The 15346-nt window shown below is 73.5% G+C and carries 6 protein-coding genes and 1 pseudogene; all 7 read right to left on the bottom strand.

All coding sequences use genetic code 11. From position 1 onward, the window contains the following. Positions 1-42: 42 nt before the first annotated feature. Positions 43-471: pseudogene (locus tag ILP92_RS17105) on the bottom strand (IS110 family transposase); the annotation flags it as partial. 782 nt (positions 472-1253) lie between these two features. Beyond that, positions 1254-1889, bottom strand: a complete 636-nt coding sequence (locus ILP92_RS17100; RefSeq protein WP_198917630.1) for a LuxR C-terminal-related transcriptional regulator — start codon at positions 1887-1889, stop codon at positions 1254-1256. A gap of 85 nt (positions 1890-1974) precedes the next feature. Continuing rightward, positions 1975-3363 carry a hypothetical protein gene (locus ILP92_RS17095; RefSeq protein WP_198917629.1) on the bottom strand — a complete coding sequence of 463 codons (1389 nt, stop codon included), beginning with the start codon at positions 3361-3363 and terminating at the stop codon, positions 1975-1977. Continuing rightward, entirely contained in the window at positions 3360-10835 is a 7476-nt protein-coding gene (locus ILP92_RS17090) for an annexin (protein WP_198917628.1), read from the bottom strand. The genes ILP92_RS17095 and ILP92_RS17090 overlap by 4 nt, the downstream gene beginning before the upstream one ends. Continuing rightward, positions 10832-12478, bottom strand: coding sequence for a hypothetical protein (locus ILP92_RS17085; RefSeq protein ID WP_198917627.1), 1647 nt, complete (start codon positions 12476-12478; stop codon positions 10832-10834). The genes ILP92_RS17090 and ILP92_RS17085 overlap by 4 nt, the downstream gene beginning before the upstream one ends. Beyond that, positions 12432-14843 carry a hypothetical protein gene (locus ILP92_RS17080; protein ID WP_198917626.1) on the bottom strand — a complete coding sequence of 804 codons (2412 nt, stop codon included), beginning with the start codon at positions 14841-14843 and terminating at the stop codon, positions 12432-12434. Before ILP92_RS17080 ends, ILP92_RS17085 begins: the two co-directional genes overlap by 47 nt. Positions 14844-14848: 5 nt before the next feature. Beyond that, positions 14849-15346: hypothetical protein (locus ILP92_RS17075; RefSeq protein WP_214650086.1), on the bottom strand; the 498-nt coding region annotated here is incomplete at its 5' end.

Here is a 15346-nt window from a genome sequence, read left to right as displayed (position 1 = left end):
ATTCCAGATCAAACCGGCCCTAACCGCGGGGGAAGGTCAGTAGAGCACCGCCCGCAGCGCGTTCACGAGTTCGGTGCGCTGATGGATCAGGCGCTCCCGCCTGCGGAATATCACCGCCTTGGCCTGCTGCTCTGCCGTTTTTGTCGCGACGAAGCGCATCTCCGGCTGGCGCGCGGCGATCACCATCGCCTCGGCATCAGCCGCGTCATTCTTCTGGCGCTTGACGAACGGACGGACGTACTGGGGCGCGATCAGTTTGACGTCGTGACCAAGCGCTTCCATCTCCCGAGCCCAGTAGCTCGCGCTGCCGCAGGCCTCGAACACGACAACTCAGGCAGGCTGATCGGACATGAACCGCCGAAACTGCTCCCGTCTCAGCTTCTTCCGGAACATTACGTGCCCCGTCATCGAGGCTCCGTGGACTTGGAAAACTCGTTTTGCCAAGTGCACTCCGATCATTGTATCCTTCATCTCGCCGTCCTCCTTGCTTGGTGGCTTTCAACACCACAATCTTGGCACATTGCGATGCCGTATGGGGAGGGCGGCAACCATCCCATGTATGCACACGATCCGCACACGCAAGCATGTCAACCGTCACACGCCGCTTGGGTTTCGGTCCGATCCTCCATGGGCGCGACAGCCACCCAAGAAATCCGACGATCGAGGGGGCCGACAGGTGACGCCGTTCGGCGCCGTATGAGCCATAGCGCCTGTGGCGCGCCGACCGGGCGCCGTTGCCCGATCGGGCCGAGCGGCCCGGTCAAAAACGAATTGGTTAGGGACGACGTGACCCCGTTTTCCTCATGGCTTGCGTCGCGCAAGGACTGGACGGGGCCCGCATTAACATCCGCGCGACAGCTGCCGAGGATGACGAAGATCGTGTCTGCTACAGAACTTCACCGTGACGAGATGTCGGCGGGTGGCAGGCGTCTGTTGCCTGCGGCGCTGGTGGACGGCGCCTCGCGACCTGTCACGCGTTCCGGTTCCGGCGCCCGACCCGCTCTGCCAGATCGCGCGCCAGCAGATCGAAGACGATCCCGATGCGGCGGATTCAAGCTTGTCCCGCGATCTGGGCAGGGAACGGATCGGGCGCCTCGATCGGCAGGAGCCCATCGACGACGGCGGGCGGCGGGCGGATCAAGGGGTCGGGCCGGTGACCCGCAGCATCGATATCGGTGACAGGGAAGGGGCGGTCCGGATGCGCCGGTCGGCCCGGTCCGCTGCCGGCACGGCTAGCTGTTCAGCGAAGGCTGCTACGTGGCCCGCCGCGCCACGGCTGCGGCCTCGGCGCGGCTGCTCACGGCAAGCTTCACGATGATGTTGTGGACGTGGTTCTTGATCGTCGAGACCTCGAGCCCGAGGTTCCGGGCGATCTGCTTGTTCGACATCCGGTCCTGCAGCAGCGACAGCACTTGCTGCTCGCGCTGCGACAGCCGGCTCAGCCGTTCGGGCCCGGCCTGTGATTCGCTGAGGTCCATCAACCGGGTCTGGATCATGCGGCTGATCCGCGGCGGGCAGACCAGTTCGCCGCGCGACGCGGACTGGATCACGCCGACCAGGCTGGCGATTGAATCGTCGGCGCTGACGCAGGCGGCTGCACCGGCCTCGACCGAGGCCAGCACCTCCGCGTCGCCGCTCGCGACCCCGAGCACGATCAAGGGGCGGCCCTGGGCGGAGCGAAACGCGGTCCGGATCTGGCTCGGGCCATCGCCGCGCCGGTCCGGGCCGACGTCGATCAGGATCGCCTGCGGCGTCTCGGCGATGACGAAGGCCGGCAGCTCGGCCAGCCGGCAACAGGCGGACACGCGGTTGAATTCCGGCCGATCGCTCAAAAGCCGGCTCAGCCCTTCGCGATAGAGCCGATTGCGGATACAAAGAACGATGTCCAACACCATTTCGCCCTCAATTTGCGATGGTGGGCACTGATGACATAAACGCGAATACCTGGTACCGGCGCGCCTCCTTGGGTTGAGTTCATATCACATAGACGAAGCGAAAGGAATTCGCGGATTTACCCGACGTCCGGCGCCGGGCGGCCGGGACCGGGGCTGCCGCACCGCCGGCGAGCAGCCTGCCTTCGGCCGTCGCGGACGCTGCAAGCCACTCGCCGGGGCCCTTCAGGATATCGCTCATCCCGGCCGGCGAGAGATCGACCCGCACGTCGGGCGCGCCGTTCGCGCCCCAGGGAAAGCGGCGGCCGTCGGTGCCCCGGGCGGCGATTTCCCACTGCTCGGGATCGGGCAGCGCGACCGGCCGTCCCAGCTTGCCGGACAGGGTCCGGGCCGCGTCCTCGGCGGCCGCGTAGGATGCCAGGCCGCGCGGGCGGGCATCGATGTAGAACCCCGCCGCCAGCGTCACCCGCCGCACCGGGTTGGGTTCGGGACCCCGCAGATGCGGATCGCCGAGCCAGTAGTTGCCCGGCGGCACCCAGGCCAGCAGCGTGCCGTCGGCAAGTCGCGGCCCCTCGGAGGCCTGCGTCACGCCCCTGGCCGCGACCGGGGGCTGCGGCGGCTGCAGCGGCAGGACCAGCGAGGCGACGAACGGCACGAAGTCGGCCGCCAGGGACGAGAAATCGCCGGCCACGGCCTGCGCCACGCCCGGCGGCAGCGGCTTGCCCGCCGGGTGGCCCAGCCGGGTAAGGCAGGCGTCGCGCAACGCCAGAAGCAGCCGCGGCTCCTGCCCGGCAAGCCCCAGCCTGCGGCCGGAGGGCGGGCGCAGCCGCGCGAGCGCCGGGCCCAGGTCCAGCAGCCGCAGCCGGCCGGCGGCCAGCATCGCGGTCACGGCGATCTCCCAGTCCGGATCCTTCAGCGCCCGCGCCACCGCCCCGGCGATGGTGGGGGGATCGCCCGGCGGCTCGGCCATCCACCAGCGCAGCATCTGCAGCTTCTCGCGCCGCCAGCCGGGCAGCGCGAACAGCGCCTCGCCCGGGTCCACCGCCCGGCCACCCTGGCGCTCGGCCAGGGCACGCAGCGCGGCCGCGGCGCGGCTGGCGACCGCCGGCTCGGGATCGGCGCAGGCGCGGATCAGCTCGGGCATCAGGCGCGCATCGGCCAGCGCCTCGGCGGCCTGCACCCCGGCCAGCCGGTCGGCGGCCTTCGGCGCGGTCAGCAGCGCTCTCAGCTCGGGCGCCTCCATCGGCACCAGCCCGTCGAGCAGCGGCCCATCCGGTTGCCGCACCACCAGCACGGCACCGCTGGCCAGATCGCGGATCAGGTCCAGCCGTTCGGCGCCGCGGCGATAGGCGATTCGGTCGGGGTCCGGACCGTCGCCCAGGACGCTGCGCTCCAGCAGCTCGAACCCCGCCGCCCGGATCACGGCATCGGCCGCTGGCACGCCCTGCTTCCGGCTGAGAACCGCGGTCATGGTCCAGCCCCCGCGCCCGCCCCGGCTGGGCCCGGCGGATCGGGCATCAGGACCACGAATTTCTGCCGTGCGTTCCAGTGCAGCGCCGCGATCGCATCCCGGATCTGCTGGCGCTGAGCATCGGTCAGATGCGCGCCGCGCAGATCGACCACGATGTAGTTCGCTTCGCCCGGCGTATTGAACCCGATCCCGGCGAGCCCGTTGGTCCAGGCCTGCGCGTCATAGCTGCCGTCGCGTGGCGGCGAGTAGTCGACGATGCGCCCCTGGCTCGCCGCGACCGTGGACCGGACCCGGTCGGGCTCCTCCTGCATCAGGCGGGTGCGCATCTCATGCGCCGCTACCGCCTCGCGCAGGCCCTCCGAGATCACATGCTCGGGCGGGTCGACCCGCGCGCGCACCATCTCGCGCACCGCGTCCAGCGTCTCGGCGGTGTCGCGGACCTGCGCGGGCGTCATGCCCTGCACCCGCTCGGGGTCGAGCCGGGCCAGCGCCGAGCGCGGCTCGAGCGGCTCGATCGTCACCAGGTTTTCCTGCGTAATCCCGGCCATGTCGTCCGGCAGCCGGTCGATGCGGATCGAGAAATTTGCGAAGTCCATCCGGTGGCCCTCGATGACGATCGAGATCCGATAGTCGATCTGGCGCAGCGTCGCCTGGTCGCCATGGTGCCGCACCCCGGTCTGGAGAATGAAGGTCACCCCCTCGGGGGCGGCATCGCGCAGCGCGGCGATGTATTTCTCGACCCCCGCGGCCTGGGTCTCCAGATTGACCCGGCTGGGGGCATGATAGATGCCGAACGGGCTTTCCACGCCGATGATGTTGCCATGGGCGTGCGCCCGGTGGGTCATCACCCCGGTCAGGCCAAGCGCCTCGCGCGTGGGACCGGTGGTTTCCTGCCCCTGGCGGCCTCTGGTTGGCCGGACGATGCTTTCCTGCATCAGCCGGCCCTCGGGGTAGTCGGGGCTGGGCGGCTCGCGCCAGACCCGAAGCGCGCCGTCATAGAGCTGCACGACGGTGTTGCCGATCTGGTCATAGGGCGGGAAATAGCCGTGATAGCGGATCGGCTGGCTGGGATCGGTGCGCGAGCCCGAGATCTGGATGGCGTATTCCTTTGTCCCGGCCGCTGCATCCGTCCGGATCCGCAGAAAGCCGATCCCGGTCTGCGGATCAATGGTGGCACGCAGCGCGTTCTGGCTGAAATTCTGGGTCCGGTAATGCGGCGGCGCGCCCGACATCCGCTCCAGCCGCTGCTGGGCAAAGCCCTGCGGATCTCCGCGGGCGATCTCGGCCACCAGATCCTCGGGCCGCGTCGGGCGCACCGGGCCGATGATCTGGGGCTGCAGGCTTTCCACCGCCTGCTGGGTCGCGGCGCGCACGTCGTCGAGGGTGCGGACCTGCGTCGGCGCGTCCGGCCTCGCCGGCAGCAGCGCGGCGACGGGCCCCGCGCCTTCGGCCGCCGCGACGAAGGCCATCAGATCGGCGGGGTGCAGGTCATAGCGTTGCGCCAGTCCGGCCAGCAGGCCGCGCGCCTCTTCCAGTGCCGTGGCGTCGCGGTCGTCGGTCCGCGGCCGGCGTCGCTTGCCGCCGTCGGCCGGGGGCTCGGGATAGGCGCGCTCGAACGCCTCCCGCGCGCGGGCGAGCGTCAACGCCAGATCGGCCTGCGCCGCCGGCGACAGCTGGCCAGGCGCCTCGTACAGCGCGCCGGCCGGCGGCGGGTCGAGCCCCGCGGCATCCTCGGGCCGGATCGGGCCGCCGAAGATCAGCTCGAGCTGGGCGACGTCCTCGGCCTCGCCCGCCGCGCGGCCGGGCGCGCGGAAGGTCGGATCCTCCTCGGCCTCGGGCCCGATGCGCCGGCCGACGGCCTCGTGCATGGGCTGCGCGAAATCGCGCGGATGCGCGCCGTCCTCGGCCGCCACGTAGCCGCGGCCGGGCTGGTCGCGCAGGGCCGGATTGGCGAAGACCGCCTCGTGGTGGTGGAACTGCGCCTCGAGGCGCGCGATGTCGGCCAGCACGCGCGCCTCGGCATCCGGGGTCAGCGCGCGGCCCGAGAGCGCGTCCATGCGCTCGGCGATGATCGCCGGCAGCTTGCCGATCTCGAGCCGAGCCTCCCACCCGCGCGAGCCCACCTGCAGCCCCGAGCCGGTGATCGTCGCCGCCATGTCCGCGAGCGCCCGGCGGATGTTGCCCAGCGTGCCGCGGTATTTCTGCATCGCGTGCACCGTCGCGGCATGCATGGCGATGTCCATCGGGGTCGCGTCCGGCCCCACCCGCACCTCGACGCCGACGATGCGCCTGCCGATGCGCAGGGGCTCGACCCGCACGGTGCGGCCGGGCAGGACCGGATCGGGGCTGACGAAGGTGCCCTCGCGCAGGCCCGCGGGGATCGCCGCTTCGAGCGCCGCGGCGCGGGCGTCGGCCTCGGCCTCGGCGGCGGCGCGGCCGGGCGGCGGCGCATCGGCCTCGGCCGCCGCGCGGGCCTGGGCCTCGCGCGCGGGCAGCGGGTTCTCAGCGGCGCGGTTGGCCGCCTCGATGTCGCGCATCAGCCCGCGGCGCTCGATCGTGGCGCGCGCCTCACGGCCCAGGGGCGAGGCCAGGAAATCGCCGATGCTGGCGCCGGGATTGTCCTCGCGATAGCGGGCATAGCCGTCCTGCAGGATGCGGTTGGCCTCCAGGAGCCGTCCGACCTCGGTGCGCGAGCGCGCGACGCCGCGCAGCCCGGCAAAGCCGCGCTGGCCAACCGACATGCCGCCGGCCATCATCCGGCCCATGGCGACGGCCTGCAGAAGCGCCATGCCGCCGCTTTCGAGGAAGTTCTTGAGCGGATCGCCTTCCCAGGTCGCATCGGTCAGCGCGATCTGGACGAAGCTCGACGGCGCCGCCCCCACCGCGTCCTCGATGCCCTCGGCCAGGAAGGCCGCCGCGCCGCGCTCCAGCCCCTCGCGCGACAGCCCGGCGCGGCCCGCCAGCCCGCGCACGGTCGCGGCGCCGGGTGCCTGCGCCATCCGGCGCGCCAGGCCGGTGCGCCCCATCCAGCCGACCACGTCGCCGACCCGGGTGCGCTGCGCCAGCGCCCGCAGCGGGGCGATCAGCCGGCTGCCCATGCCCGCCGTCGCCACCGCGGTGATCGCGTCGACCACCCCCACTGCGAGGTCGATGCCGTAATCGTCGATCCCGTAGGAGCCGCCCTTGATCAGGATCTTGGTGGTGATCGTCGAGGCGGTGGCCATCAGCGAGGCCATTAGCGCGATCGTCGCCACCCCGAGCGTCCCGCCCGAGACCGCGCCCAGCACCACGGCGACGGTGACGCCGACGGCGATGCCGATCACCTGGGTGGCGAAATCGGTGACCGCGTCGATCCGGCGGCGGTGGTCGGCGACGGCGTCCTGCACCGCCTGCACCCGCTCGTCGACCCGCGCCGACAGCCGCTCACGTTCGGCCCGCGCCTCGGGCGTGTCGGGCCAGTCGGTGCGCAGCAGCGGCGCGCGCAGGGCGCGCAGGCGGGCGAGCTCGTTCTCCATCCAATCGGCCTCGTTGCCCGCGGCGGCACCGCCCAGCACGCCGGTCAGATGGTTGATCTCGCGATGCACCCGGCGCTCTTCCTGCCGGATGCGTTCCTCGTCGGTCTCGGGCGCGCCGTGATAGACCGCGTCCATGATGTCGCTGGCGTCGCGGCCGGTCAGCTCGCTGCGCAGCATCGCGTTGAAGCTGCGCCCCGGGTGCCGCTGCTCCCACTGCTCGCGCAGCTGCTGGATCTCGGCCCGGGTCATCCGGGTCAGAACCCGGCGCAGCGCCGCCTCGTCGGTGCCCACGGTGCGGGTGGCGTATTCGACCTCCTGCAGCGGCGTCAGCCTGCCGCCCTGTTGCAGCATGTTGCGGGCGCGGTTTCGGTCCTCGCCAGACATGCTGGTCTCGATGGCGAAGGACAGCGGCCAGAAATAGCGGTCCTGGTAGACGTCGCGCAGCTCGCCCATGGACAGGCGCGAATCCTCTTGCGCGCCGTCCTCCATCTCGCGTTCCATCTGGCGCTCGAGCGCGATGCGCTGGCGCGAGATCTCGTTCTCCGACAGCGGCGGCCGGCGATCGCGCAGCTCGTCCACCAGCCGGCGCACCCGCATCTGCCGCGCCGGCCCCTCGTCCAGCCGCCGCGCCTCGAGCGCGCGCTCGTACTGGCTGCGCAACACGTCGTTAATGGCGTCGTCCGAGGCATAGACGCCGCGGCGCTCGATCTCGATCCGGGCGGCGTCGGCGGCGACGAGGTTGTTGCCCTGCAGCGCGTTGGCCAGGTCGCGCTCGGGCCCGCTCAGTTCCGAGGCGAACGCCCGCTCCAGCACCGTGCCGCCGGCGAGGCCGGGCCGGTTGTACTGCGCGACATTGGCGTAGCGCTCGCCGAAGCGCGCCTCGATCGCGCGCAGGCGGCGGCGCACCTCGGCCTCCATCTCCTCGGCGGTCCAGTTCTCGCGCTGCGCCATCGCCAGCACCTCGGACCGGGTGCGTGTATAGACCCGCTCGATCTCTTCCTCGGAGGTGCCCCAGCCCGTCAGCCCGCCGCGCATCGCCTCGTCGAGCGCGATGGCGTCGGCGGTGGCGACGTCGCCGCGCAACAGCGCCTCGGCCTGGTCCTGCTCGTTGCCCTCGGCCAGATCGTCGCGCAGCGCGTCGTCGAGCGATTCGCCGTAGCGCTGCAGATAGGCGGCCCGGATCGCGGCGACTTCGGCCGGGGTCTTGTTGCGCAGCAACTCCATGATCGCGGCTTCGTCGGTGCCGAGCCCGGCCACGGCGTCGTGCAGCGCGATGGCATCGCCCTCGGCCTGCCGGCCCTCGATCTGGGCCATGGCGCGGGCCTGCTCGTCGCCGCTCAGCTCGTCGCGCAGGTCGTAGTCCAGATCGCGGTCATAGCGGGCGCGGTACATCTTGCGCACCACCGCGCCCTGAAGCGCCGTCAGCCCGTTCAGCGCGCGGTAGATCTGCGCCTCGTCGGTGCCGATCTGGTCCATCGCGGCGCGCAGCTGCTGGGCGATGGTGGCGGCCGAGAAGCTGCCGGTCTGGGCGCGGGCGACGGCCTCGAGCTTGTTGGCGGTGGCGTAGTCGCCGCCCGAGACCGGCATCGCGATCAACTCGCGTTCGAAGACCTGGCGCGCGCGCTCGAGGTGGCCCGCGGCGATGCTGTCGCGCAGTCGCCCGGCGGCAAAGTCGAGCGGATGCGTGTCCGGCCCCTGCGCGAAATAGGCTTGCAGGATCGATCGCTGGGCTGCGTTCAGGCTGCGGTCGGCGAGGATCTGCTGCTGCGTCAGGCCGCGGGCCATGGCCTCGCGCGCCAGCTGCACGGTCTGGATGTCGGCGGCGACCGCGTCGCGGTTCTCGGTGGTGCGGCGCACGCGCCACTGCTCGGTGACGTCGTTGGCCTCGCTCAGCCAGCGGCGGATGCGGGCGATGAAGCGGTCCCACCAGCTTTGTCCCGCCAGGATCCTGTCCTCGGCCCAGACCCGCGCCGCCTCGATCCCGGCGGTGCCCGCGCTTTCGATCTGGCTGCGGTGGGTGCGCGTGGAAGTCTGGGCGGTGTTGATGCGGGTGCGGAACGCCTCGGTGGTCAGCCGCACCCGGTCATGCCCCCAGCCGCGGATCTCGGCCGAGAGATCCGCAAGCCGCCGCTCGCGCGCGGCGTCCGAGGGGTTGCGGTCGGGCCGGGGCGCCTGCGGGGTCATCACCTGGTAGACCTCGCGCTGCACCTGCGCGCGATAGGCGTCGAACTGCTGCTGAAGGGCAGTGCTCAGCTCGCGCTCGCGGCGCTCGCCGGCGCGCTGGTAGTCGGTGATCTGGACCGTCACCTGCTCGCGGATCCAGGACACCACCATGTCGCGGCGGCGGTTGATGACGGCGGGATCGTTCTGGCCCGAGGCCGCCTCTTGCCGGTTCAGCGTCTCTTCCTCGGCCGCCCGGGCCGCGCCGGCGATGGCGTCGGCGGTCTGCTGGCCCTCCTGCTGCACCGTCTCGGTGGCGGCGGCACCCTCGGCCTCGGCCTCGCCCGCGGCTTCGGTGGCGCTCCGGCTCAGCTCGGCCTGGCGCGCGGCGACCATCCCGTCGAGCTGCTCGGCCGAGACCCCGGCCGCGGCCGCGATCTCCTGCAACTCGATGGTGACCTCGGATTGCAGGCTGCTGGCCATGGCGCCGCCGACCTCGGGGAAATTGGTCTTGAGCACGCCGTCCCGATAGGCCCGCTCGCGCAGGGTATCCAGAACGCCGGCGGTGGTCTGCGGCGCCTGCGCCAGCAGCCGCGCGACCACCTGGCCGACCGGCGTCGACAGACCCGGCGGCAGCGGTCGGGCGGCGACGGGGCCGGTGTCGGGGATGATTACTTGCTCGCCCCTGCCCCGGCGCTCGCCGGCCTCGCGCGGGGTGCCCGAGAGCAGCTCCATCGCCTCGCGCACGCGGCGCTGCTCGTCGGTCTCGCGTGCGCCCTCGGCGGCCGGGGCGGGCAGCTGCGCCAGTTCGCGCGCGCGGGGCGAGATCAGCGCCTGGAACAGGTCCGGTGCGATCGGCCGGTCGCCGATGCGCGGGCGCTGGCCGCCCACGCTGACGCCGTTCTCGATGTCGCGCTCGGGCGAGGCGACGAGCGCCGGCGCCGACTGGTTCGGAAGCCGGCGGTTCGACAGCCGCAGGACCGCGCCGGTGTGCTGCGGCACCGGGTTGCGCTCGGGCGGCGCCGGCGCCTCGCGGACCTCTGGCGCGGGCGGCACCGTGGCGATGGCGTCCCGGGTCAGCCCCGCGCGGGCGCGGGTGTTGCGCTGGCGGGCATGGGTGCCGGCCCGGGTCAGGGTGGCGGCCTGGGCCCGGTCGACCTGCACCCGCTCCTGAGGCAGGCCGGCCCCGGCCTGCGAGACCCCGGCCTGCCATTGCCGCACGATGGCCTGGGGCGCGGGCCCGCCGCCCCCGCCGCCGCCGGCCGGCGCGGGTGTCGGCGCGCCGGCACCGGCCACCGGCCCCGGCGCGGCCGGCGGCGGCGCGGACGGGGCCTCCGCCTCGGGCAGCGGCTCGCCGCCCTCGGGGAATTCGGGCAGCGTCACCTCGCCCGGCCGCGGCGGCGGCTCGGCCTGGCTGAGCACCGCGGCCTCCGCGCCCTGCGGCAGCCGCACCGGCGCTTCGACGCCCTCGGCGCCCTCGGCGGCCGCCGGTTCGGCGGGCCCGGCCGAAGGCTCCCCCGGGACCGCCGTGGCGGACGGGGTGGCGGGCGCCTCGCCCGGCGCCTGTGCGGGACCGGCCGCCGGCGGCGCCGCGGCCGAGGCACTCTCCAGCATCCGCGCTAGGAGCGCGGCAAGCGCGGTCCAGCGATCCTGCCCCGCGCCTTCGGCCGCCTGCCAGGCTCCCTGCGCGCCGAGCCGGTCCTGCTTCGTCTCGCGCCTAAGCTGCGGCGCCGGGGCCGGCGCCTCGTCGGGTCCGGGGGCGCGGGTATCCCGCGCAGAGGCAACCGTGCGGGTCACGGGCCGGCCTCGACGAAGTCGAACACCAGCCGCTTGCCGAGCCAGGGCAGATAGCCGGGATCGGCATCGAGGCCCAGGCGGCGCAGCTCGGGGTCGATGGAGTCGAGCGGCAGCAGGATCCGAACCGTCTCGTCGCCGTCCAGGATCTTGCCGCGCAGCCGCAGCCGCTCGGCGAGCGCCTGCGGGCCGGCGTGCGCGCCCAGCAGATCCTCAAGCACGGCGAGATGCAGCGCCGCCCCCCAGGCCGGAAGCTCCCAGGACGGGCCTTCGGCATACCAGGCGGCCAGATCGGCGATCCGCGCGCCCAGGCCGTCGCCGGTGGCGCGCGCCTCGGCCTCGGCCTCGGTCTCGGACACCAGCTCGGCGCGGGCCCAATCGGCCAGCGGCGGCGGCGGCCGCGCCGGAGCAGGGTAGTCGGGGCGCAGCAGGTCCCAGGCCGGATCCTCGGCCGTGCCGGCGATCCGCGCCAGCATGGCGGCGATCACCGTGCCCTCGTCGAGGCCGATGCGCCAGAGCCGCTCGGGCAGCTCCAGCCGCAGCGTGATGTTCAGCAGATAGGGCAGCCCGCCCCATTCGGTCGCGAGTGCTTCGGGTTCGGACGACGCCGCCGCGGGCGCGGGCCGGGGCGCGCCGGGGCCCAGGGGCGAAGGCGCCCCGGCGGCATCGGCCGGGACCGGCGCGGCGGCGGGCGGGACCGGAGCGCCCGGCGGCGGCAGGTCGGTCCCGGCGGGGTCGGACGGTGCACCGGCGGGCGGCGCAGTCGGCCCGGGCTCGGGCGGCACCGCCGGGTCATCGGCCGCGGCGGGCGGGGTCGGTGCGTTGGCCGGCTCGGCAATCGGCGGGCTGCCGGGCCCGGTCCGCGGCCGCGGCGCGGACGGCTCCGCGCCCGGCGGCGCGACCGGCACCGGTGGCACTTCCGGCGGCGACGGATCCGCGAGCGCCGGCGCCGTGCCCTGCCCCGCCGCCGCGGCGGCGACCCGCGCCTGCGCCCTGCGCAGTTCTGCAAGCACCGCCGGCGGCGGCCGCGCCGCGGCGAGGGCGTCGAGCGTCGGCAGATCGACAGGGCCGAGCCGCGCCAGAACCGCCTGCAGTCCGGACTCCTCGGCGCTGGCCGCAAGAACCCGGGCCCGGGCCGCCGCCGGCCGGGCCAGCAGCGCGCGCCACAGCGGCGCGAAGTCCTGCCGCGTGCCTTCGGGCCCGGGCCGCCGCTGCGCGGCGGCGACCAGCGCGACGGCCTGCAGATCGGCGCGGCTGCGGAACAGCTGCACCGTGGCATCGCGGGTCTGGACCCAGGAGGTGCGGCCCAGGCGCGGCAGCGCGGCCTCGATCCGGGCGGCCAGATCCTGGCCGATCTGCTCGGCCAGCGCCCCGGGTCCGAGGCCCGCCATCGCCATTGACAGCCGCAGCCGCAACCGCGCGATCCGGATCACCGCCTCGGGCCCGTAGGCCGCGGCCAGCCGCCGGTGCAGCGCCTGCAGCACCGCGGGCATGAACCGTTCTTCGGCCGCGATCTGCAGCGCGCGCGCCTCGGCCCGCCGCGCCTCGGGCGCGCGCAAGCTCAGCTTCAGCGCGTCGACCCGCAGCCGCGACACCGGCTCATCCCCGCTTTGCCGCCCGCGCCGCGATCGCACGGATGTTGGCAAGCGTCAGCCCGCGCCCCTGCAGGTTCGGGTTGAGCGCGGTGCGCAGCGCCGAGACGGTGGCGGCCTCCTCCAGATCGGCCCGCACGAAGGCCTCGTCGTCCTCGCGCGCGCGCGCCTGTTCCAGGATCGCGCCGGCGCCGTCGCGCAGGGTCTTGACCGCCGCACCATAGACCAGGCCCATCGCCTTGTCGGCCACGGCCTCGTCGGTGAACCCGTCCTCGGCCCTGAGCTCGGGGCGGACCAGGTCGACGGCGCGCTCGGGATCCATGGCGATGAGGGCGCGCAGCGACGGGATGTCGGCCTCGTGCGCCTCGATCGCGCGCACCATGTGGCCGAAGAGCGGGCTGTCGGTGGGCGCGCGGAGCATGCCCGCCGTCAGCGTGCCGGCGACCTCGTCCAACACGCTCTCCATCGCGGGGCGCGCCATCGGCGGCGCCTCGGCCATCTCGCGGGCCAGTAGCACCCTGATCGCCTCTCGGTTGGCGGCACGTTCGCGCAGGCCGGCCGGCGCCCCGCGGGGCACCGCCAGCTGCAGCCCGCCGCCCTGGAGCGTGAACAGATCGACGCCCGGCGCGGCCGACAGCGGCATCCGCTCGGGACCGGCGATCAGGTCGATCACCCGCCCGATCATGTCGAGCGGCGTGGCCGGCCGCACGCTGTTGACCGTGGCCTGGCCCAGCGTCGCGCCGGCGGCAAGCTCCTGCCCCGCCAGGAAACCGCCGTTGCCGAAGGAGAACAGCGCCGCGGCCTCGCCCGGCAGCTGCGGCATCTGCGCCGCCGGCGTGGCGGCGACGCAGCAGATCCAGCGCGCCAGCCGGGACGCAGCCACGTCGAGCGGCGCCAGGCCGAACTGCGCGCCCCAATGCGACAGCAGCGGGCCGGTCAGCACGTGGCGGCGACGCGCCCATTCGTCGAAGCACTCGATGCGGCCGTTGGGGTGGACCTTGACGCAGCCCAGCACGATGCCGTGCAGGTTGTGCTCGCAGCGCGGGCCCTTGTAGTGCATGCCGGCGCACCATTCCTGGAACAGCTTGCGCAGGCAATCCTCCGCCGCCTTGCCCGCATCGGTCGTGGCATCGAGCTCCCAGACCAGCCGCCAGGCCAGCCAGCAGATCGCCCAGGCGATGGCGGCGCGGGCCGGGTCGACCTCTTCCTCGCCCTCGGCGCAGGGGGCGGTGCCCAGCTGGCCGCGGAACCAGCCGCACAGCACCGCCATCAGCATGGTGCGCACCTGGCAGGCGGGGTCCGTGTCGAGAAACAGCCCCTCCTCCAGCACCGAGACGCAGTCGCGCCGCTCCGGCAGCTCCTCGACCGCCAGGACCTCGGCGGTGATCGTGGTCGCGTCGCCGCGTGCGGCCTCGATGCGGTAGGTGACCCGCAGCGAAGGCCCGGTGCCGAACAGCGGCGCGATCACCGCCACCGCGTCGATCCCGACGCCGTTGGTCAGCGATTCCGCCGAAGCCGTGGTGGCAAAACCCATCAGGATCTGCCCCACCGGCTGGTCAAAGCCGTCCTGGGTGAAGCTGGTGAAGAAGAAGCCCGGCATCGGCTCGAGCGTGAACTTCACCTCGTCCGAGCTGTCGCCGAGCATGGTGATGGTGGCCGTGGCGCCAACCTCTGCCGGCAGCGGCTCGGCGTAGGCGGCCGTCGCAAGGTCGTTGGCGTCGAGCGGCGCCGCGGTGATCCGCGCCTGCGGACCGGTGCCGGCGAACAGCGGTTCGGGCGGCGGCGCGTCGCCCGAGGCCTCGGCGGCCTTGGCCAGCTGTTCGCGGATCTCGGCGATCCTCGCGCAGAACCGTTCCATCGGGCCGGGCGGCGGCGCGGGCGGCGGCGGCACCAGCCGCAGCCGCGTGGTCTCGCGCACCGCGCCGAAGCGGCATCCCTTGGGCAGCTCGGCGCAGGGATCCTCGAAGACCTGGCGCGGATCCTCGGGGCATTCGACATACTCCAGCATCAGGCAGGCCTCGACCGGGGCGTCGGGGCGCACCTCGCAGGGATCGGCACAGGGGTTTTTCGGGTCGACGAAGAGCCGCCGGAACTCCTCGGAGCACGGGTCGATCAGGTCGCGCTCGCACACCGTCTCGGGGCATTCGACCACCAGATCGTCGCCGCAGCAGCTGAGCCCGTAGCCCGGACACAGCGTGAAGCAGCGGCTACGCTCGTCCCAGTGCAGCGTCAGCCCCCAGACCACCCCCTGGCCCAGAGCGCGGTTGGTCAGCCGGCGCTTCATCTGCCAGTAAGACTGCTCGCGCTTCATGTCGGCCTCGGACAGCACCATGCCGTCGAAGAACTCGGTCCGGCTCAGCCCGCCGCTGAGGGCGCCGGGCACGCAGGGCGTGAAGTCGTGTCTCGGTTTCATGGTCATCGCACTCACTCCCCGACGGCGAAGTTGCAGCGGCAGTCCTGTGCCGGCCCGGGCGGGTGGCAGCAGGTCTCTTTCCGGGGCGGCGGCGGGCAGATCGCCTCGGGCAGGCAGCTCAGGATCGAGCACACGAACCCCTCGAGGCAGCGGCCGAGATCAGGCTCGCGGGCGGCGTTGGCACCGGCCTCGGTGACGAACCGCCCGTCCTCGCAGTACTCCTCGGCCATGCAGCGCAGCAGGTCGCAGAATGCCACCTTGAAGCATTCGCGGATCCGCCAGCGGGTGTCGCACGAGATCTCGGCGAGCGGCGCGCAGCTGCCGTCGTCGCGATACCGCGCGGGCGGGAAGTGCATCCCCTGCCCGGTGCCGCCGCAGCCGCAGCCGCAGGGGCCGGCGTGGTGGCCGCCGCCGCCGCAGCCGCAGCCGCAGCCGACGTGATGGGCATGGCGCACCGATCCGGCAGCGGCCGGCGCCATGTGGGTCATGCCCGCGCCCGAGCGCATGCG

It is taken from the genome of Palleronia pontilimi, from assembly GCF_016412875.1.
Taxonomy (GTDB): Bacteria; Pseudomonadota; Alphaproteobacteria; order Rhodobacterales; family Rhodobacteraceae; genus Palleronia; species Palleronia pontilimi.
This window is presented reverse-complemented; position numbering and strand designations above follow the sequence as displayed.

Bases quoted from the DNA above. Each gene is read 5' to 3' on its own strand.
- ILP92_RS17080 (WP_198917626.1), bottom strand. From the start codon at position 14,843: ATGACCATGAAACCGAGACACGACTTCACGCCCTGCGTGCCCGGCGCC.
- ILP92_RS17095 (WP_198917629.1), bottom strand. From the start codon at position 3,363: ATGACCGCGGTTCTCAGCCGGAAGCAGGGCGTGCCAGCGGCCGATGCC.